This window comes from Parafrankia soli, assembly GCF_001854695.1.
Taxonomy (GTDB): domain Bacteria; phylum Actinomycetota; class Actinomycetes; order Frankiales; family Frankiaceae; genus Parafrankia; species Parafrankia soli.
This window is the reverse complement of record NZ_MAXA01000036.1, coordinates 53,726-74,149: the sequence shown is the minus strand read 5'-3', so window position 1 is coordinate 74,149 and position 20,424 is coordinate 53,726. Positions and strand designations below refer to the sequence as shown.

The 20,424-nt window shown below is 73.2% G+C and carries 13 protein-coding genes; 9 read left to right on the top strand and 4 right to left on the bottom strand.

Going from position 1 to position 20,424, the window contains the following annotated elements; all coding sequences use genetic code 11:
- Window positions 1–48 precede the first annotated feature (48 nt).
- From BBK14_RS05105 to BBK14_RS05090, 4 genes are read left to right on the top strand one after another with little or no spacing between them, the layout of a single operon-like run.
- Window positions 49–1,713, top strand: a complete 1,665-nt coding sequence (locus BBK14_RS05105; RefSeq protein WP_338045422.1) for an IucA/IucC family protein — start codon at window positions 49–51, stop codon at window positions 1,711–1,713.
- The gene (locus BBK14_RS05100) at window positions 1,713–3,128 is read left to right on the top strand and encodes a lysine N(6)-hydroxylase/L-ornithine N(5)-oxygenase family protein (protein ID WP_071060039.1); all 1,416 of its coding nucleotides are present in this window, start codon (window positions 1,713–1,715) and stop codon (window positions 3,126–3,128) included. The genes BBK14_RS05105 and BBK14_RS05100 overlap by 1 nt, the downstream gene beginning before the upstream one ends.
- Window positions 3,125–4,975 (top strand): IucA/IucC family protein, encoded by a 1,851-nt coding sequence (locus tag BBK14_RS05095; protein WP_071060038.1) that lies wholly within the window; start codon window positions 3,125–3,127, stop codon window positions 4,973–4,975. Before BBK14_RS05100 ends, BBK14_RS05095 begins: the two co-directional genes overlap by 4 nt.
- Window positions 4,972–6,405, top strand: a complete 1,434-nt coding sequence (locus BBK14_RS05090; protein WP_071060037.1) for a glutamine synthetase family protein — start codon at window positions 4,972–4,974, stop codon at window positions 6,403–6,405. The genes BBK14_RS05095 and BBK14_RS05090 overlap by 4 nt, the downstream gene beginning before the upstream one ends.
- Here the strand turns inward: BBK14_RS05090 and BBK14_RS05085 are convergent.
- On the bottom strand, window positions 6,365–8,755 hold the full coding sequence (locus tag BBK14_RS05085) for an MMPL family transporter (RefSeq protein ID WP_071060036.1): 2,391 nt from the start codon (window positions 8,753–8,755) through the stop codon (window positions 6,365–6,367). The genes BBK14_RS05090 and BBK14_RS05085 overlap by 41 nt on opposite strands.
- A 117-nt stretch (window positions 8,756–8,872) precedes the next feature.
- On the opposite strand from BBK14_RS05085, the gene BBK14_RS05080 reads away from it, so the two are divergent.
- A complete protein-coding gene (locus BBK14_RS05080; RefSeq protein WP_071060035.1) occupies window positions 8,873–9,637 on the top strand; it encodes a TetR/AcrR family transcriptional regulator in 765 nt (254 codons plus the stop codon).
- Between the two features lie 96 nt (window positions 9,638–9,733).
- Here the strand turns inward: BBK14_RS05080 and BBK14_RS05075 are convergent, their stop codons facing one another.
- The gene (locus tag BBK14_RS05075) at window positions 9,734–10,804 is read right to left on the bottom strand and encodes a glycosyltransferase family protein (protein WP_041253654.1); all 1,071 of its coding nucleotides are present in this window, start codon (window positions 10,802–10,804) and stop codon (window positions 9,734–9,736) included.
- A 457-nt stretch (window positions 10,805–11,261) separates the two neighbouring features.
- Between BBK14_RS05075 and BBK14_RS05070 the strand changes: the two genes are divergently transcribed.
- From BBK14_RS05070 to BBK14_RS05055, 4 genes are all read left to right on the top strand, one after another.
- A complete protein-coding gene (locus BBK14_RS05070; protein WP_241831146.1) occupies window positions 11,262–12,398 on the top strand; it encodes a cysteine--tRNA ligase in 1,137 nt (378 codons plus the stop codon).
- 402 nt (window positions 12,399–12,800) lie between these two features.
- Window positions 12,801–14,501, top strand: a complete 1,701-nt coding sequence (locus tag BBK14_RS05065) for a GGDEF domain-containing protein (RefSeq protein WP_071060077.1) — start codon at window positions 12,801–12,803, stop codon at window positions 14,499–14,501.
- A gap of 446 nt (window positions 14,502–14,947) precedes the next feature.
- Entirely contained in the window at window positions 14,948–17,536 is a 2,589-nt protein-coding gene (locus BBK14_RS05060) for an MMPL family transporter (protein ID WP_071060034.1), read from the top strand.
- Window positions 17,537–17,701: 165 nt separating this feature from the next.
- Window positions 17,702–18,970, top strand: a complete 1,269-nt coding sequence (locus BBK14_RS05055; protein WP_071060033.1) for a class I SAM-dependent methyltransferase — start codon at window positions 17,702–17,704, stop codon at window positions 18,968–18,970.
- A 99-nt stretch (window positions 18,971–19,069) separates the two neighbouring features.
- On the opposite strand, the gene BBK14_RS05050 is transcribed toward BBK14_RS05055, so the two are convergent.
- Both BBK14_RS05050 and BBK14_RS05045 read right to left on the bottom strand, forming a co-directional pair.
- Window positions 19,070–19,522 carry a MaoC family dehydratase gene (locus BBK14_RS05050; protein WP_071060032.1) on the bottom strand — a complete coding sequence of 151 codons (453 nt, stop codon included), beginning with the start codon at window positions 19,520–19,522 and terminating at the stop codon, window positions 19,070–19,072.
- Window positions 19,523–19,580: 58 nt separating this feature from the next.
- Complete coding sequence (locus BBK14_RS05045) at window positions 19,581–20,324, bottom strand: FkbM family methyltransferase (protein ID WP_235013541.1); 744 nt, start codon at window positions 20,322–20,324, stop codon at window positions 19,581–19,583.
- Between the last annotated feature and the right edge of the window lie 100 nt (window positions 20,325–20,424).

Here is a 20,424-nt window from a genome sequence, read left to right as displayed (position 1 = left end):
AGGACTCCGGTAGGCACGTGGGCTCCGGCGGATGCTGCGGACGAGGTCGTGACCGAGGTGCTGCTGCGCTGCTGGACCCGGGAGTTCGGGCCGCCGCCGGTCCCCGGTGGTGGGGAGCTGCGGCTGGCGCTGCCGTCCACCGGGCTCACTGTCGACGTCGCGCTGACCTACCGCTCCGCCACCGGCTGGCACCGTTTCGGCCGGCCGCGGCTGGGCGGCGCCCCGCTCGACGCCAGCCTGCTCGCCGCGCTCCTGATCCGCGAGGCCGCAGCCGCGACCGGAGCTGGAGCCGGGGACGGGTCGCCGGCCGCGGCCACGCGGACGGCGCTGGCGCGCGTCCTCGACTCGGCCGAGTGGATCGCGCGCATCATCGCGTTCCCCCGCCGCGCGCCCGCCGAGCCCTTCCTCGCCGCGGAACGCGCCCTCGTCACCGGGCACCCGTTCCACCCCGCCGCCAAGAACCGGGGGGAGGCGCCCGAGGCCGAGTGCGCCCGGTACTCACCCGAGCTGGACGGCTCCTTCCCGCTGCACTGGTTCGCCGCGCATCCCGACATCGTCCGGCACGGCGGCCCGGACCCGTCCGCGCTGCTCGCGTCGCTGCGCGGCGGCGGCGGCCCGGCGCTACCGCCGGGGTACCGGGCGCTGCCGGCCCATCCCTGGCAGGCGCGGGCCGTCCCCGCCCGCCCGGAGGTCGCCGGCCTGCTCGCGGACGGCCAGCTGGTGGACCTCGGCCCGACCGGCCCGCCCTGGTTCCCGACCGCGTCCCTGCGCACCGTCTGGCGGCCGGACGCGCCGGTCATGCTCAAGCTCTCGCTGGGCATGCGGATCACCAACTCGCGGCGCGAGCTGCACCGCGACGAGCTCGATCTGGGCGCCGAGATGGCCAGGTACGCCCGGCTGGCCCTCGACGGGTGGCTGCGGGCCCGCCACCCGGCCTTCCGGCTCGTCCCGGAGCCGTCCTGGGCCGGGGTGCGGGCCGAGGGCCTGGAGTGCACTCTGCGGACGAACCCGTTCAGCGCGGGTGACCGCGTCGCGTGCGCCGCGGCGCTGGTGGCCGACCGGCCGGATCTGGAGCCGGGGGCTCCCGGGCGCTCGCGGCGGTCGATGCTCGCCGGGCTGATCAGCCGCCTGGCCGGATCAGCGCCCACCGGGCCGGTGGCCCGCGAGTGGTTCGCCCGCTACCTGCGGGTGCTCGTCATCCCGGTGCTCGACCTCTGCCTGCGCCGCGGCGTCGGACTGGAGGCCCACCTGCAGAACACCCTCGTCTCGCTGGACGAGCGGGGCTGGCCGATCGCCGGGTGGTACCGCGACAGCCAGGGTTACTACCTGGCCGCCTCGCACGCCGACGCCGCGCGGCGCGAGGTCCCCGGCCTCGGCGACGGCCTGCCCGCGGTGTTCGACGACGAGTTGGTCGAGCAGCGGGTCGTCTACTACGCCGTCGTGAACAACGCCCTCGCTGTCATCGGGGCGCTGGGCGCGGCGGGGATCGCCGACGAGCCCGACCTGCTGCGCGGCCTGCGGGACGCGCTCCTCGCGCTGCGCTCGGAGCTGCCCCGGCACGGCCTGCTGGAACGGCTGCTGGACGCGCCCACCCTGCCCTGCAAGGCCAACCTGCGGATGTGCGTGGACGGCCGGGACGAGTTGGTGGGGCCGGTGGCGAGCCAGTCCGTCTACGTGGAGATTCCCAATCCGCTAGTGGAGGTCCGTCCGTGATGTCACCCTCCCCCGCCGCCGGGCCTGAGGCGTCCGCCGGCGCGCCCTACGACCTGCTCGGCGTGGGGCTGGGCCCGTTCAACCTGTCGCTGGCGGCGCTCGCCGACGGCGTGCCGGGGCTGCGAACGGCCTTCTTCGAGCGGCAGGACGCGTTCCGCTGGCATCCCGGGCTGCTGCTCGAGGGCACGTCGCTGCAGGTGCCGTTCCTGGCCGACCTGGTCACGCTGATCGACCCGACCAGCCGCTGGTCGTTCCTGTCCTACCTGCGCGAGCACGACCGGCTGTTCCGGTTCTACCTCTACGAACGCTTCCACCTGCCGCGCCGCGAGTACGACGACTACTGCCGCTGGGTGGCGCACGCCCTGGGGTCGACGCGGTTCGGCTCCCGGGTCGACGCGGTGCGCTGGCATCCCGACGCCGCCCTGTTCCGGGTGACGGTCAGCCACGCCGGCGAGCCGGCCCCGGTGACCGTGACAGCGCGCAACCTGGTGCTCGGCGTGGGCACCGAGCCGACCGTCCCGGAGGCCTTCGCCACCGTGGCCGACCCCCGGGTGTTCCACTCGGCCGACTACCTGGGACGTCGCGACCAGCTCGACGGCGCCCGGCACGTCACCGTCGTCGGCTCCGGGCAGTCCGGCGCCGAGGTGTTCCTCGACCTGCTCCGCTCGCAGCCCGGGACGGGGCACTCGCTGGCCTGGATCACCCGGACCAGGGCCTTCGCCCCCATGGAGTACTCCAAGCTGGGCCTGGAACAGTTCACTCCTGACCACGTCCGCTACTTTCACGGACTCGACCAGGAGACGAAGGACGCCGTCGTCCCCGGCCAGTGGCAGCTGTACAAGGGCGTCGACGCGCAGACCATCGCCGAGATCTACGACCTGCTCTACGAACGCAGCATCGGCGGCGCCGAGGCGGACGCCCTGCTGCTGCCGAACGTGTCGGTGAAAGGGGTGACCCACGGCGGCGGAGAGCTCAGCTACCGCCTGCGCTGCCGGCACCGGGACCAGCACCGGGAGTTCGCCGTCGACACCGACGCGGTCGTGCTGGCCACCGGCTACGCGGCCCGCCGGCCGGCGCTGCTCGACCCGGTGGCCGGGCTGCTCGACCTCGACGCCGGCGGCCGGTTCAAGGTCGACGAGCGGTACCGGGTCGCGACCGAGCCGGAGGTGAGCGGGCGGATCTACGTCCAGAACGCCGAGCTGCACACGCACGGTGTGGGCGCGCCCGACCTCGGGCTGGGGGCCTGGCGGGCGGCGGTCATCCTCGACGATCTCACCGGTGGCCGGGCGCACCGCCTGCCCCGCCCGGCCGCGTTCACCACCTTCGGCGCCCCGGCCCGGCCCCAGTCGCCCGGCGGGCCCGCCGCGGGCACCGCCCCGGCCCGGCCCGTCGAGGTCGGCGGAGCGGGCCGTTGACCACCGGGCTTCCCACAGCCGCCGCGGGGCGGTGGCGCGCTGCCGGGCTGGCGCTGCTCACCCGACTGATCGCGGAGCTCGCCTACGAGGAGCTGCTCGTCCCGCGGGCCGAGCCGGCGTCCCCGCCGCGCACCCCGCCGCCGGTCGGGCGCGGCGCGCCGGCGCCGTACCGGATCGAGTGCGGCCCCGTCACGTACACGTTCACCGCCCGGCGCGGCACGTTCGGCACCTGGTGGCCCGACCCGGCGACGCTGCGCCGCGACGGCGAGCCGGCCTGGGACCCGGCCCGGTTCCTGCTCGACACCCGGCAGGGCCTGGGCTGGTCCGGGGACGTCCTGACCGATGTCGTGCGCGAGGTGACGGCCACCCAGCGCGCCGACGCCGAGATCCTGCGGACGGCCCTGCCGGCCCGCGCGCTCGCCGACCTCTCCCACCTTGAGCTGGAGGGGCACCAGACCGGTCATCCCTGCATGATCGCGAACAAGGGGCGGCTCGGGTTCGACGCGGCCGACGCGGCGCGGTACGTCCCGGAGTCGCGCCGCCCGTTCCGGCTGCGCTGGGTGGCCGCCCACGCCGAGCTGGCGCGGCTCGTCACCGGCCCCGGGCTGGGCGCCACCGGGCTGCGTGAGGCCGAGCTCTCCGCCGCCACCAGAGCCGAGTTCGGCGCGGTCCTGCGCGCCGCGCTCGAGCCCACCGCCGGGGCGGACGCCGCCGCGTTGGCCGAGCGGTACGTGTGGCTGCCGGTGCACCCGTGGCAGTGGGAGAACGTGGTCGCGCCGATGTTCGCCGGCCCGCTCGCCACCGGGCAGCTGGTCGACCTCGGCGAGGCGCCCGACCGCTACCTGCCGTTGCAGTCCGTGCGCACGGTGGCGAACATCGACACCCCGGGCCGGCGCGACGTCAAGCTCGCGCTGATGATCCGGAACACGCTGGTGTGGCGCGGGATGTCCGCCGCGGACGCCACCGCCGGACCGGCCGTCTCGGCGTGGCTGGTGTCGCTCGCCCACGGTGATCCGGTGCTGCGGGCCACCGGCGTCGTCGTGCTGCCCGAGATCGCCGGAGCCACCGTCGCGCATCCCGCCTTCGACGCGGTGCCGGACGCCCCCTACCGGCTGCACGAGCTGCTCGGGGTGCTCTGGCGGGAGCCGGTCGCGTCCTTCCTGGCCCCCGACGAGCGGGCCCGGACGATGGCCTGCCTGCTCACCGTCGGCGCGGACGGCGAGTCGCTGGCCGCCGAGCTCGTCCGCCGCTCCGGGCTCGAGCCGGCGCGGTGGCTCGCCGCGCTGCTGGACGCGCTGCTCCCGCCGCTGCTGCACTACCTGTACGTGTACGGGGTGGCGTTCACCCCGCACGGCGAGAACGTGATCTGCGTGTTCGACGCCGGTGGGATCCCGCGGCGGATCGCGGTGAAGGACTTCGGCGCGGATATCGACCTCGTCGAGGGAGAGTTCCCCGAGCGGGCGGCGACGGACGGCGGCGCCGGCGCGCTGTGCCGCCACTGGCCGGGCCGGATGCTCGCCCACTCGGTGCTCTCGGCGGTGTTCGCCGGCCACTTCCGCTACTTCTCGGTGATCGCCGCCGACCATCTCGGCGTACCCGAGGAGGAGTTCTGGTCGCTCGTCCGCGGCGCCGTGGAGGACTACCAGGAGGCCCACCCGGAGTACGCCGAGCGGTTCGCCGTGGTCGACCTGCTGGCCCCGTCCTTCGAGCGGGTCTGCCTCAACCGGGAGCAGTTCGCCGGGGCGGGTTTCCACGACCGCTCCGGGCGGGACGCCCAGTTCGACGTCCTGCACGGCACGGTGGCGAACCCGCTGGTGCTCGCCCCACCGCGGCGGAGCCACGGGTGACCCCCGAACCGGACCACACCCGGGCCGACGGCACGCGGGCGGACCACACGGCGGCGGACGACACGGCGGAGCACCCGGGCCTGGCGACGCTGCTCGGTGACGTGGACGAGGTGATCGTCGCCGTGCCCGACCTGCAGGGCCGGCTGGTGGGGACCGGGCTGTCACCGGAGTACTTCCGCGAGGAGGTGCTGGGCGGCGACGGCCTGGGGGCGTGCGCGTACCTGCACGCCGTCGACGTGGAGATGGAGACCGGCCCCGGCTACGCCTACGACCCGTGGGAGGGCGGCTTCGGGGATCTGCGGCTCGTCCCGGACCTGTCGACGCTGGGGCACGCGCCGTGGCACCCGGAGTCCGCGATCGTGATCGCGGACGCGGTCTGGCCCGACGGGACGCCGGTGGACGTGGCGCCGCGGACCGTCCTGCGCCGGCAGCTGGACCGGCTGGCGGCACTGGGGCTGCGCGCGCTGGCCGGCACCGAGCTGGAGTTCCTCGTGTTCGAGGAGGCCTACCGCAAGGCCGCCCGGCGCGACTACGCCCGGCTCACCCCGGCCAGCTCCTACAACGTCGACTACGCGCTCGCCGGCACCGAACGGATGGACGATCTCGTCCGGTCGATCCGCCGGGCGATGGCCGCGGCGGGCGCACCGGTCGAGTCGGCGCGGGCCGAGGTCCACCCGGGCCAGTACGAGATCGTCTTCCGGTACGACGAGGCGCTGCGCACCTGCGACCGGCACGCGCTCTACAAGACGACCGCGAAGAAGATCGCGGGCGCGGCCGGGCGTGCCCTGACCTTCATGGCCAAGTACGACCAGGGTGAGGGCAACTCCTGCCACGTCCACCTCTCACTGCGCGCCGCCGACGGCGGCTTCGTCCTCGCCGCCGGCGCGCCCGCTGACAGCGCCGGCCCGGACGCCGGGATGTCGGAGCTGATGCGGTGGTTCGTGGCCGGGCAGCTCGCCTGCATGGCCGAGCTCACCCTGCTCTACGCGCCCACCGTGAACTCCTACAAGCGGCTGGCGCCAGGCGGCTTCGCGCCGACCGGGATCTCCTGGGGCCTGGACAACCGCACCTGCGCGATCCGGGTCGTCGGGCGCGGCCGGTCGCTGCGCATCGAGCACCGGGTGCCCGGCGGCGACGCCAACCCCTACCTGGCGATCGCGGGCATGCTCGCCGCCGGGCTGCACGGCATCGAGAACCGGCTGCCGCTGCCGCCGCCGCGTGCGGGAAACGTCTTCGCCGCGCCGGACGTGCCGCGGCTGCCCGCCTCGCTACGCGACGCGGCCCGGGCGTGGCGGGAGAGCGCCACGGCCCGGGCCGCGTTCGGCGAGCGGGTCGTCGACCATCTGGCGCACGCCGCCGACGTCGAGCTGGCCGGCTACGAGCGGACGGTCACCGACTGGGAGCGCCGGCGGGGCTTCGAACGCTACTGACTCCCTCGGCGGTGGGCCCAGCGCCGGAGCCCTCGCCGGAGCCCTCACTGAGGCCGATCCGGGCGTGCAGCGCCCGCAGCGGCTTCGGCGCCCACCAGTTGACCTCCCCGGCGACCCGCATGAACGCCGGCACCAGCACCCCGCGGATCAGCGAGGCGTCCAGCAGGATCGCCAGCGCCGTGCCCAGGCCGAACATCTGCATGAACCGCACCGAGGACGTCCCGAAGGCGAGGAAGGTGACCGCGAGCAGCGCCGCGGCGGTCGTCACGAGGTGACCGGTGCGGGCGAGGCCGGCGGCGACCGCCTCGGTGTTCGACGCGCCCGCGTCGTGCTCCTCCTTGATCCGGGAGAGCAGGAAGACCTCGTAGTCCATGCTCAGGCCGAACGCGATGCAGAACAGCAGCACCGGCATGGACGTGTCCAGCGGGCCCGGGGTGAAGCCGAGCGCCCCGGAGAGATGACCGTCCTGGAAGATCCAGACAGCCACACCGAAGACGGCGGTCAGCGTCAGCCCGTTCATCACGATCGCCTTCAGCGGCAGCAGCACGCTGCCGGTGAACAGGAACAGCAGGACGAACGTGGCCAGCGCGATCAGGCCGATGGCCAGCGGGAGCCGGTCGCCGATGGTCGCCTTGCCGTCGACGAGCACCGCCGGCGGACCGCCGACCAGCGCCTGGGTGCCCGCCGGGGTGGCGGTGTGCCGGATCACGCCGACCAGCGCCTGGGCCTCGTCGGAGTGCGGCTCCACCGAGGGCACCACCCGCAGGTAGGCGGCGTTCTCGGCCGCGTACCGCTCGGTGGTCGGGCCCGGTGGCACGACGACCCGCCCGTCGAGCACGATGCCCGCGGAGCTGTCGACCCGGGCCACGCCGTCGAGCCCGGACAGCTCCGTGGCGTAGTCGGCGATGCCCGGCGCACCGAGCCGCTCGGTCGGGCCGGTGAGGACGACGACGATCGCCCCGGCGTCGTTGGAGGAGAAGTCGTCGCGCAGGACGTCCCCGACGGCCCGGCTGGAGGCGTCCTCGCGCAGGACCCGGTCGTCCGGGGTGCCGAACTCGACGTGCAGGAACGGCGCGCCGAGCGCGAGGAGCAGGGCGACGACGGGCAGCCCGGTCAGCAGCGGGCGGCGCATGACGGTGGTGGCCACCCGCCGCCAGAACGGCGACTCGACGGCCTCCCGCGGCACCTCCCGCTCCGCCCCGGGCGCTCCCCCACCCGCCGCGGCGCTCGTGGCGGTCGGGACTCCCGCAACGGCCGAGGACTCACCCCGGCGGCGGCGCAGCCGTCCGATCAGGCCGCCGACGCGCAGCGCGTTCACCCGCGGGCCGAGCAGCATGAGCACGGCGGGCAGCGCCGTCACGGCGGTGATCACGGCGACCGCGGTGACGGCGATGCCCGCGTACGCCATCGACTTCAGGAAGTACGGCGGGAAGACCAGCATCACCGCGAGCGCGACGATCACCGTCGCGCCGCTGAACAGAATCGTGCGGCCGGCCGTGCGCACCGTGGTCGACACCGCCGTGGCCCGGTCGTGGCCCGCGGCGAGCTCCTCCCGGAACCGGCTGACCATGAGCAGCGCGTAGTCGATACCGAGGCCGAGACCGAGTGCCGTGGTCAGGTTCACGGCGAAGATCGACACGTCGGTCAGACCACCGACGACCGACAGGAACGCGAAGCCGCCCAGGATGCCGACCAGCCCGATCCCCAGCGGCAGCAGCGCGGCGAGCAGACCGCCGAAGGCGATCACCAGCAGCACCATCGTGATCGGTATCGCGATGGACTCGGCCACGGCCAGGTCCGCGCCCACCTGGCCGTTGATGTCCTCTCCGACGGTCGCCGCGCCGCCGGGGCGGACGGTGACCGGGGAGTCGGCGTCGGGCCCGCCGGGCCGGCCGGCCTCGAAGAGGTCCTCGTACTTCGCGACGAGGTCGGACTCGTGGTCGTCGTCCACGCTGGCCAGGACCAGCGCGGCCCGGCCGTCGTCGGAGACCAGCGGCGAGGCCCCCGTCCAGTAGGACGACACGTTGGTCACCCCGGGCTGGGTGGCCAGCTCGGTGGCGAGGCGACGGCCGGCGTCGGCCACCGCGGGGGTGTCGACGGCCGGGGGGTCCGTACCCGGGGCCCCGGCGCGGGCCGTGACGAGCAGGACGAGGTTCGGCTCCCCACCGAACTTCGTGTCGACGAGGTCGGCGGCCCGGCTGGAGTCGGAGGCGGGGTCGTCGAACCCCGCCGACTCGAGCTTGCCGAACGCGCCCATTCCCAGCACCCCGGCGCCCAGGAGCGCGGCAAGGGTTACCAGAAGCACGAGTCGTGGCCGGCGGGTGACTAGCTTGGCTACTGCCGTGAACACGGAACCCTCCCGAGAGAACCGATCGCTTGAGAGAACAGTGTTCGCAAACACCGGTCACCGTCAAGACCCCTGTTCTCGAAAGTTGACACCGCTCACCACTGAGCCCAGCATGGCGCTGTGACGAGCACAGCCCCCCGCCGCGAACGAGTCCGCCAGGCGACGATCCAGGAGATCAAGGCGGCCGCCCACGCCCAGCTCGCCGAGCACGGCACCGCCGCCCTCTCACTGCGAGCCGTCGCCCGCGCGATGGGGATGACACCCTCGGCGCTCTACCGGTACTTCGACAGCCGCGCCGCGCTGATCTCCGTGCTCGCCCAGGACGCGTACGCCTCGCTCGCCGACGCGCTCGAAGCCGCCTTCGCCACGGCGCCCACTGACGACCAGGCGGTGCGCTGGCTCCTCGTCGCCCGGGCCCACCGCCAGTGGGCGAAGGACAGCCCCACCGAGTACACGCTGATCTTCGGCCCGCAGCCGACCGACCTCACCGACCACAGCGAGGCGCTCATCAACGAGCTCGAGCGGTCCGTCGCGGTGATGTTCCGGTGCATGGCGGAGGCGATCGCGGCCGGCGACATCGACCCGTCCGTGCTGGAGGTCGAGCTGTCGCCCGGCCTGCGCGAGCAGTTGCTGGCCTGGGACTGCGCCGATCTCTCCCCGGCCGGGACGGCGGCCTGCATGTCGGTGTGGACCCAGTTGCACGGGCTGATCGCGCTGGAGCTGTTCGGGCACATGCCGGAACCGCTGGCCGGCAGCCAGGAGCTCTTCGACCAGCAGATGCTCGGCGCGCTGGACCGGGCCGGCCACCGGGCCCCGATCGACCACCACGCCGTGATCGCCCGCGCGGACGGTGCCGCCGGGCCGGCCACCCCGGTGCGGGCCTGACCGCCGGGAGGCGACCAGGCCGGCACCGAGGCCGGCGTACTCAGGCCAGCCCGCTCAGGCCCGCGGGTTCACGCGGGCGTGCTCAGGCTGGAGGGGTCAGGCGGAGGCCCGCATCCGCCTGCTCAGCGTGTCCAGTGCGACACGGCGAGCACTCTTGATCTCGGGCAGCCGGGCCTGGTAGGCCGACGACGTCGCGAGCGGCTGGTAGAAGCCCAGCCGCGGGACGAAGTCGATGTCGTCGTAACCCGGCGGTCGGTGCAGGGCGTACGTACGCCCCGGGAATAGGAGGTCGTAGTTGTCGGCAATCTGCCAGATGGCGACGTGCGGATCGACCCGGCGGCGTTGGAAGTACGCCTCGAGAACGTCGATTGTGAAACTGATCTCATGGAACTGCTTGACCAGGTTGTGGTAGTGCTGACCAACCTGATACTTGATCGGCAGCTCAACCTGGAGACAGTCCGAGTAGTCGAGAAGGTCGAGAGCCAGAACCTTCAGCGAGGTCTCCACCCCGTAGCCGCGGGAGAACGCGAGCGCCGCAAAGACGTCGGCGTCGATGACGAACTCCCCGATCAACGGCTGGATTGCCCGCGTGATGGACGGCACATAGCGCGCGAGTTGTTTCGAGAGCAGCGAGCGCAGCATCTCGGTCGTACGTCCGCCGGGTTGACCGTCCCCGGTGACCCTGCGCGAGCTTCCGTTCACGAAAAGCGGGGCGTTGCCAGCCGTCGCGGCGGCGGCGAGAACACCTACGGTGGCGGGATCGTAGCTTTCGAGGTCCGCGTCATGAAATATGAGGCGATTTCCGAACGCAAGGTAGGCGAGACTGCGCATCGCACCCGCCTTGCCTCCGGTCGTGGCCGCCTCCCGCCCCGCGTGGAGCTCCAGGACGGACTGGCCGCGCACGACCCAGCTCGCGCCCGCCTCGGTCGCGATCCGGACGAGATCGTGCTCGTCTCCGTCCGAGGAGGGGTCCACTATGACCCCGATCTCGTCGAGGACACTGCGTTCCTGCATCCAGCGTTGCCGGTTGAGCGCGACGATGGTTCCCAGCGTCCGCGCCGCCTCAGGCCCGCGAGCGGGTATCAGCAGACTGAGCGTGACGCCTTTGTTGAGCTTGTCCACCTCGATCGCGTCGAGGTCGAGGGTGGTGGGTTCGAGCGTTCGCACGGACGCCCCTCTCTCGAGGCCTTTCTTGGTTACGACCAACCCCCCAGGCCGGTCACGCCCGCGCAGACGTGAGCGGCGGAACACATGGTGGTTCCCATACAGCACGAACCACCTGGGCGAAGCTTTCCGGGCAGACGTCCCCGGGTCAACAGGGCGTCCTTCCAGGCCCTGGGTCGTTACGACTTTCCTCGGCCGCCCACCGCGGGATCGACCGGCCCCCAGACCAACCGAACGGCGAGCCCCAAAGTATGGATGTTGCGCGACGAATCGTCACTCCCCCGGACGAGTCCCCTTGGTCATCCTCGTCACGCTCCTGCGGGTTGGCCCGTGTTCCCGCCATCCACGGGGGGTACGGAACGCCGGCCGGGTCCGCCCAGGGCGGATACCGACAGGTCTACCCGGGGGCGGTCCGGACGACGCCTGTGTCCGCCCGGCACCGCGGTGGCATGCTGAGGCGATGGATGTCGCACTGAACCCGATGCGCCCCGTGCTGCGGCTCGGCGGGGCGCCGCTGCCGGTGGTGGGCCGAGCCCGGGTCTACGTGTGCGGCATCACCCCGTACGCCGTCACCCACCTCGGCCACGCGGCCACCTATCTGTGGACGGACCTGGCGATCCGGGTGTGGCGCAACGTCGGGGTCCCGGTCGAGCTGGCCCGCAACATCACTGACGTCGACGACGCGATGTTCGACGAGGCACGCCGGACCGGCCTGCCCTTCGACCAGATCGCGTCGCTGCAGCGGTTCGCCTTCGACCGCACGATGACCTCACTCGGCATCCGCCCACCCGACCACGAGCCGACCGCGCGCGCGGCCGTGACCCGGGTGATCGAGCTGGCGACGGCGCTGCTGCGCGCCGGCCACGCCTACGAGCGCGGCGGCAGCGTCTACGCCCGGACAGCCGAGGCCGCCGAACGCGCCGGCCTCGACCGGGCGGCCGCGATCGCCCTCGCCGCCGAGTACAACGACGACCCGCACGACCCCGAACGGGACGACCCACTCGACGTCGCCGTCTGGCGCGCCGCCCGGCCGGACGGCGGGTACCCGAGCTGGCCCAGCCCGTGGGGCCCCGGCCGGCCCGGCTGGCACGCCGAGTGCGCGGCGATGGTCCTGTCGACCTTCGGCTCCAGCGTGGACCTGCACGCCGGCGGCGCCGACCTGCGCTACCCCCATCACGCCGTGGAGGCGCTGCTCGCCGAGCGCGCCACCGGCGTGCAACCGTTCGCGCGGGCCTGGCTGCGGCCGGGGACCGTCCGTTCGGGCGGGGTCAAGATGTCCAAGTCGCTGGGCAACCTGACCTTCGTCGACGACCTGCTGACCAGGCACAGCCCGGCCGCGGTGCGGCTGCTCTGCCTGGTGCGCCCCCGGGACGACGACTGGGACTTCGACGAGGCGGCGTTCGACGAGGCCGAGGCCGGCCTGGACCTCCTCTACTCCGCAGCCAGCCGCCCCGGTGCCGTCCGGGACGCCTCCGCCACGGACGAGGTCGACGCCGCACTGCTCGACGATCTCGACACCGTCCGGGCCCAGGCCATCGCTCTGGACTCCGGCGGTGCCGCGGCCCGGCGGTTCATCTCCGTCCTCGGGCTCGCCTGAGGGGAGCCGGGCCTACCAGGCCCGGCCGGAAACGAACTCACAGGAACAAGAATCAGACAAAAGCTCACACCGCCCGTCAAACGAGCGTGTACGAAGAGCTACCATTCGATACGGTTCCGAAACGGGTCACGGGTCCGGACCCGCCAAGTCGAACCTCCCTGCCGGCTGACCCGACACGCGGAGCGACGGCGCGGCGCGCGTCCGCATCGCCATCGACGGGAGAAGCCCGCCCCCGACCCGGGCCGGCACCCCGCGCACCCGCCACGCACGGACCCCGCACCCGCGGGCTCGGCGCCCCTGGAAACCGGCGCCCCGCACAGATCCGGCATTCGTATCGGAGACGCTGAACATGGCCCGGTCACTCCCGTCCGGCGCGCGGTGGCCGGCGACACCAGGTCCTCGGTGACGGCGGCCCGACCCACGGCGGGTGCGCCGGCCGACCGTGGCTGGGTCTGGTACCTGGCCGGCGGGCTGGTCCTCGTGGCCGCCTCGTGCGCGCTCCCGGCCGCCGGCGGGACGTCCGGGCCGCGCGTGGCGCTCTACCTGCTGGTCAGCGGCTCGGCGGTGGTGGCGGTCGCCGTGGGCAGGCGGCGCCACGGGCCGGCGGGCAGCCTGCCCTGGTGGTTGTTCGCCGCCGCCCAGGCGATCTCCGTGCTCGGCGACGCGATCCTCGCCGGCTCCCGCGACGGACCCGGCGCCGACGGCTTCCCCGGCATCGGGGACGCCTGCCACCTGGCCCGCTATCCCCTGCTGATGGCCGGCCTGATGATCCTCGCCCGGCGGCGGGGACGGCCGGGCGGCGTGGCCGGCGTCCTGGACAGCCTGATGATGGCCGTCGCCGGAGCGCTGGTCTCCTGGGTCTACCTGGTCGCCCCGCGACTGGCGCTTGATCAGTCCCCGCTGGTCAGCCTGGCCTCGGTGGCCTACCCGGTGGGCGATCTCGCCCTCTTCGCGGCGAGCCTGCGCCTGTTCTTCGACGGCGGCCGACGCCCACCGGCCTTCTACCTGCTCGCCGCCCACCTCGCCGCGGTCCTCGCCACCGACGCCCGCTATGTGCCGCGCCAGCTCGACGGCGACTACCGGGTCGGCGGTGAGCTGGACGTCCTCTGGTTGGCCACCGCACTGTTCCTCGGCGCGGCCGCGCTACACCCGAGCATGAGCCGCCTCGAGGTGGGTGGCACCCGCCCCGGCGCCGTGCTCTCCGTGCCGCGTCTGCTCGCACTGACCGCCGCGGCGCTGGTGGCCCCGGTCGTGCTCGCGGTGCAGTGCGTGCGCGGGGAGACCAGCGGGCTGGTCGTCGTGGCGGTGGCCAGCGCGGCGATGTTCATTCTGATCATCTTCCGGATGGCGGGTCTGGTAGCCGACCAGCATCGAGCCGCGATCACCGACGTCCTGACCGGGCTGCACACCCGCCGGCACCTGGAAGGCGAGCTGTCCGCGGCGGTGGACCGCGCACTGCGCGACGGCACCCGGCTCGGCCTGTTCCTGGTCGACGTCGACCACTTCAAGGCGATCAACGACCGGTACGGTCATCTCGTCGGGGACGGCGTGCTCGTCGAGGTCGCCCACCGGCTACAGGCGGCGACCCGGCCCGGTGACGTCCTGGGTCGCTACGGCGGCGAGGAGTTCGCCGTGCTGGTCACGAACCTGCGCGAGACCGACCTCGCCACCGTCGGGGAGCGCCTGCGCCGCCAGGTCGGCAGCGAGCCGATCCGAATCAGCACCCGCACCACCACAGACCATCCCACGCCGCCGGACGGCGGTCCGCCGAGCAGTGCGTCTACGGGCAGCGGCGGGCTGGAAGGCGGCGGGCTGGCCGGGTCGGCCCGGAGCGGGCCGGCCGGTGGCGGGAACGCCGACGGTGTGGACACGGACGAGTCCGAGGTACGCGGGGAGCAGGTGATCGCGGTGACCGTCTCGGTCGGCGCGGCCGCCGTGCCCACCCACGCCGCCGACCCGTTCCACCTGTTCGGCGCCGCCGACGACGCGCTGTACGCGGCGAAGAGCGCCGGGCGCGACCGGGTGGCCGTCAGCGGCCGTGCCCTCCCCCCGGCCGGCGGCGACGACCAGTTGGCGGTGAGCGGAGCCTCCGAAGCACTGTGACCCGACTCGGGCCACGGTCGATCCTGGGGTTCCGCGGAACCGCAGAGCGCCTACCGGGTGGCGGCAGAAGCCGCCGCACCGCAAGAGGCCGGGAGGCACTGGCGGGCGTCGTGTTCATGACATCGCGAGCGCGCGACGTGCCCGCATGCGTCCCGCCTCCCAGCGGGCGAGCCGATGTGGGCGATTCGCCCGATTACGGCGCATTCGGCGACATAGTGTTCGCGCAGGGTTCCTGCCCACCGTGCCATGGAAACCCCGCCTATCTTCCCACTGGTGCACGCGACCGCCGTGCACCACCCCCCTCATCTATCACCATCTCGGCCATCGCCCACCCCGGCCGTCGCGTATCCCGGCCGGCGGAGACCTGGCGACTCGGCGGAGACGACGGCCCAGCAGGGGCGACGGCCGAGCGGAGACGACGGGCCCAGCGGAGTCGAGGAGGACGGATGTCCCGGTTGCTGTACCGGATCGGCGCGGCCGCGGCCACCCGGCCGTGGCGGGTTGTCGGGATATGGCTTGCCGTGCTGGTCGCGGCCCTGGGGCTGGCCGCGGGCTCGGGGGGTCAGCCGCGCGACGACTACGACGCCCCGGGTACCGCCTCGCAGGTCGGCACCGACCTGCTGCGCCAGAGCTTCCCGACCCTGGCCGGCGCCGACGCGCGCGTCGTGCTGCACGGCACGAACAAGGCCCAGCTCGACCCGGCCATCCTGGCCAGCGTCGGTGCCCGGCTCGGCAAGGTGCCGTCCGCCATTGTCGCGAGCCCGCCGGAACTGTCCCGTGACGGTGACACCGCGCTGTTCACTGTGCACTATTCGAAGCCGGTCACCCAGCTCGGCGGGCGCGATGCCCTGGACGCCGTCTACGCGGCGGCCGCCCCGGCGAGTGACGCCGGGTTGCAGGTCGAGATCGGCGGCCAGATCTCGGAGAACCTCCAGTCGGTCGACGGCCGGGCCGAGGCGATCGGCGTGGGGGTCGCGCTGCTCATTCTCCTGATCGCCTTCGGCTCGGTGATCGCCGCCGGGGTGCCGATCGCGGTGGCGATGATCGGGCTGGGGGTCGGGGCCTCCGGCATCACCCTGATCGCGGCGACGACGACCGTCAGCACGATCGCCCCGACCCTCGCGTCGATGGTGGGGATCGGCGTCGGCATCGACTATGCGTTGCTCCTGGTCACCCGGCATGTCGAGGGGCTGCGGTCCGGCCTGTCTGTGGCGGAGGCGGCGGGGCGGGCGAACGCGACGGCCGGTATGTCGGTCGTCTTCGCCGGCCTCACCGTGATCGTCTCGCTGACGGGCCTGCGACTGGTCGGTCTCAACACATACGTAACGACAGCCTTCACGACGGCGTCCGTTGTCATCGCGGTCGTCGCAGTCGCGGTCACCCTTGTTCCGGCATTGTGCGGTCTCGCGGACCTGCGGGTGCTGCGCCGCCGGGCGCACGCCGAGTTGTTCGTCGCCCGTTCCACGAGGCCGGCGGGCATCGGCTCGGCCCCCGGTGCTGACTCCGGCACCGGCTCGGACGCGACGCCGGCGAAGCCGAAGCGGACCCTGACCGCGCGGTGGGCCGCGAGCATCGGCGCTCGTCCCCGCCCGTGGGCGCTCGCCGCACTGATCTTCCTGCTGGCCCTCGGCGCACCCGTCCTGACCATGCGCACCTGGCCCCAGGACGCCGGCAGCGCGCCGACCGACGTCACCCAGCGGCGCGCCTACGACCTGATCTCCGCCGAGTACGGACCAGGCGAGAACGGCCCGCTGCTGCTGGCCGTCGACCTGCGGCAGCTGCCGGCGCCGGAGCTGCCGGGCCTGGTCGCGAAGGTCGCCGCGGTCCCGGGCGTCACGGCCGTCGAGCCGCCGGTGATCGCCCCGTCCGGGGAGGCCGCGGTGATCAGCGTGGTCCCGACGACCGGCCCGAGCGACAAGGCCGCGTCCGATCTGGTCGCCCGACTTCGCGCGGACGTGCTGCCGCCCGGCGTGTCCATCACCGGGACTACGGCGATCTTCGTCGATCTCTCCAGGCTGCTCTCGGAGCGGCTGTGGTGGGTGGTCGGCTTCGTCGTCGGGATGTCGGTGCTGCTGCTTACCGTCGTCTTCCGCTCGCCGGTCGTGGCGATCAAGGCGGCGGTGATGAACCTGCTCTCCATCGCGGCCGCCTACGGCGTTGTGACGGCGGTGTTCCAGTGGGGTTGGGGAACGGACCTGCTCGGCCTGCCGCACAGTGTCCCGATGTCGAGCTGGCTGCCGGTGCTGATGTTCACTGTCCTGTTCGGCCTGAGCATGGACTATGAGGTCTTCCTGCTCTCCCGGATCCGGGAGGACTGGGTCGCCACCGGCGACCCGCACGGCAGCATCGTCCGCGGGCTCGCCTCGACCGGCCGGGTGATCACCAGCGCCGCCCTCATCATGATCGCCGTCTTCTCGGGCTTCGCCCTGGACCCGGACGTGACCGTGAAGATGGTCGGCGTCGGGATGGCGGTCGCCGTCCTGGTCGACGCGACAGTGATCCGGATGGTGCTGGTCCCGGCCACGATGGCGCTGCTGGGCCGGGCGAACTGGTGGCTGCCCAGATGGGTCGACGTCCTGCTGCCGCGGGTGGACATCCACGGTGAGCGGTTCGCGAGCGCGACCACCGGCCTCGGCGGCGCGTCCGGGTCCGGGTCGACTGGGCCGTCCAGGTCGGGGCCGAACGGGTCGGGCGGGTCCGGTGGGTCGGGGAACTCGGGTGGGCCAGGTGGCCGGCCCGGGAGGTCCGCGAAGTCCGACAAGCTCGCCGCGGGGGGCGGGTCCACGGCCCTCGGCACGGCGGTTACGCCCAGTAAGTCCGAATCGTCCCGAAAGGCGGGGCCAGCCCGGGAGCGCGCGACCGCCCGGGAGACCGCCACCGACGGCGGCGACGACGGCGACGGGCCCACCGATCCCGGGACGACCGACCACCTCCAGGGCTCTTCAGGCAGCGCGATGGCCGGTTCAGGCATCCCCGCACAGGTCTCGTCCGAACCGGTGGACCCGGGGGTGAAGGGCCGCGAACTTCAGCGGTGAAATTACATTTCTGCAGGTCAGAGCGGTTGACAACGCCCCGCCGCGGGACTTCGGACGCCCCACCGGCGACCATCTGGGTGACGGAATGTGTCGTTCTGTCCTGGTTAGCTGAGACGCCAGAGACAGAACGCCGCCCAGGCGGCATGGCGGAAGAGGGCACGCGGCGTGGACGGGCTCACCATGGACGGGCTCACCGTGGACGGGGTCGCGATGTCGGCGATCACGATGGGTGGCTTCACCATCGAGGAAATCACTGTGGAGCGGATCCTGCCGCGTGGGCACCGGGGCCGGGACAACGCCCCGATAGAGATCCTGATCAGGGATGGCGGGGTCGAGATCTACCCGCCCTCCGCGGAGAACACCTACTTCGCCCCGCGGACGGAGCGCGACCGGCCGGCTGTACCCGCGGCACGCGAGTCGACAGAATACGAGACGGCGTACTACGAGCCGGCCCGTTTCGAGCCGGCAGAGCACCAGCTGACACAGCTCGAGCTGGCGGAGCACGAACCGGCGGACTATGCGCCGGTGGAACACGGATCGGCGGGTCCCGAGGTGGCGGAGTACGAACCGGCGGACGAGACGGACGAGGCGGGCGACCCGGCCGAGCAGGTCGATCAGGCCCACCCGGCCACGGTGTTCGACCGTGCGGCGTACGACTACGACGCCGACGTCCACGGTGTGCCGTTCTTCCGTCCGCTGGGCAAGACCCTGGTGGCCGCGGCCGGCATCTCCCCCGGGGAGAACGTGATCGACCTTGCCTGCGGGCGCGGTGCCGTGCTGTTCCCGGCCGCCGAGGCGACCGGGCCGGCCGGCTCCGTCCGGGCGTTCGACCTGGCGCCGACCATGGTCGAGCTGACCGCGGCCGACGTCGCGGCCCGTCAGCTGCCGTGGGTCGACGTCACGATCGCCGACGCGATGGACCCGCCCGTCGAGCCGGGCTCGGTCGATGTCGTCCTCTGCGGGATGGGCCTGTTCCTGCTGCCCGACCCGGTGGCGGCGCTCGCCCGGTGGCGCGGCGTCCTGCGGCCCGGCGGGCGGCTGGCCGTGACCGTCTTCGGGCCGGCGGACCCGCTGTGGGACCGTCCCGACTACCCGCTGCGGCTGGCGACCTCGGTCGGTGCGGCCGAGCGCCGGCCGGGGCACGCCATCCTGGCGGAGGGCGCGCTCGCCGACGCGCTCACCGCGACCGGTTTCACCCTCACCCGGGACGAGCTGGTCGCCACCGACCTCGTGTTCCGCGATGTGGCCCACTGGTGGCGCTGGGCCTGGGGGACGGCGCTGCGGTCCATGCTGGAGAAGGTCTCCGACGCCGAGGGCCCGGCGATGATCGAGGAGTTGACCCGGTGGCACGCCCCGTCCACCGACGCGGGCGGCCTGCACTGGCGCCCGACGATCCGCGTCGTCACCGCGGTCGTGACCGACCCGTCCGCCTGAGCCCGACGCTGACGGGCAGCCGTCAGGCCGGTGGCGGGCCCGGCGGGAGCCGGCCGCGGAACAGACAGCAGTCCGGGTGCAGTCCGGTCAGTCCGGGTGTCAGACCAGGTAGCGGGCGACGAACTCGGCGACACAGGCCGGCTTGGCCGCGCCCTCCAGCTCGATGGTGAGCTGGTTGACCGCCTGGGCGCCGCCGGGGATCTCCTCGACCGAGATGTTGCGGAGCGTCCCGCGGACCCGGGAGCCGACCGGGACCGGCTGTGGGAAGYGAACCTTGTTCAGGCCGTAGTTCAGCGCCATGGTGATGCCGGTGACCTGCGCGATCTCCGCGACCATCACCGGCAGCAGCGACAGGGTGAGATAGCCGTGCGCGATCGTCGTCTTGAACGGCCCGTCCTTGGCCTTCTCGACGTCGGTGTGGATCCACTGCCAGTCGCCCGTCGCCGCGGCGAAGGTGTTGATCTGATCCTGGGTCACCGTGAGCCAGGAGCTGGTTCCCAGCTCCTGGCCCTGGACCCGCTTCAGCTCGTCGATGCCGTCGATCGTCGCCACCCGGTGAGTATCCCGGAGCGGGCGCCGACGCGCTCGGCTTCGCCCCGCGACCGCCCGATCAGGCGTGCGCGACGAAGTTGAAGCGGTTGCCGTTGTCGAACGTCTTGCGGAACGTGCCAAGGGTGTAGGGGCCGGTGCCGTCCATGTCGAAGATGCGCAGGCCGAGGTCGCCGTCCACGAGGCGGTACATGTCCTCGGCGGTGGTCCCGTACTTCCGCGCGGCGGCGCCGAACTCGAAGATCACATAGGGGCGGTTCGCGGAGAGCAGCTTCTCGCCGCCCTTGAGCACGCCGTACTCCGCGCCCTCGACGTCGATCTTGATCAGGTCGAGCCGGTGGTCGGGGGGGAGCGTCTCGTCGAGCACCTCGACGACGACCTCGATCTGCTCGACCTCCTCGGCGCCGTCCGGCGTCCGCTGGAGCAGGCCGCTGTACGCGGGCCGGCTGCGGACGTAGGCGAACGGGCTCACCCCGGCCTTCTCGGCGAGCGCGGCCTGCTTGAGCGTGACGGTCGGGAACTCCAGGCACAGGTACTCGAACAGGTGCGGCAGCGGCTCGTAGCCGATGTGCTCGCCGCGCGGGGCGTGCAGCACGATCGACTTGAGCACGTCACCGCGGTGGGCGCCGACGTCGATGCAGTTCGAGTCCTCCTGCAGGACGAAGGACAGCAGCAGCGCGAGGTGGCGGTCATCGACCGCGTTACGCCGGGCGCTGGGGAGCACGGTGCGGCGGACCAGCTTCAGCGCCGGACCCAGGCCCAGCTCGACCGCGGTCTGGCGCAGCTGGCCGAGTTGCTTGTTCATCTGCTCCTGCATCGCGGAAAGTCCCCTTCGCGAGCCTTCGGTCCGGGTGCCGGCCGACCGCCAGCTCCGCTGGCCGTGGGGCCCCGCCCGTCCGGCTGGT

Coding starts and splice junctions, on each gene's coding strand:
- BBK14_RS05070 (WP_241831146.1), top strand. CDS start 11,262: ATGGATGTCGCACTGAACCCGATGCGCCCCGTGCTGCGGCTCGGCGGG.
- BBK14_RS05045 (WP_235013541.1), bottom strand. CDS start 20,324: ATGAACAAGCAACTCGGCCAGCTGCGCCAGACCGCGGTCGAGCTGGGC.
- BBK14_RS05060 (WP_071060034.1), top strand. CDS start 14,948: ATGTCCCGGTTGCTGTACCGGATCGGCGCGGCCGCGGCCACCCGGCCG.
- BBK14_RS05100 (WP_071060039.1), top strand. CDS start 1,713: ATGTCACCCTCCCCCGCCGCCGGGCCTGAGGCGTCCGCCGGCGCGCCC.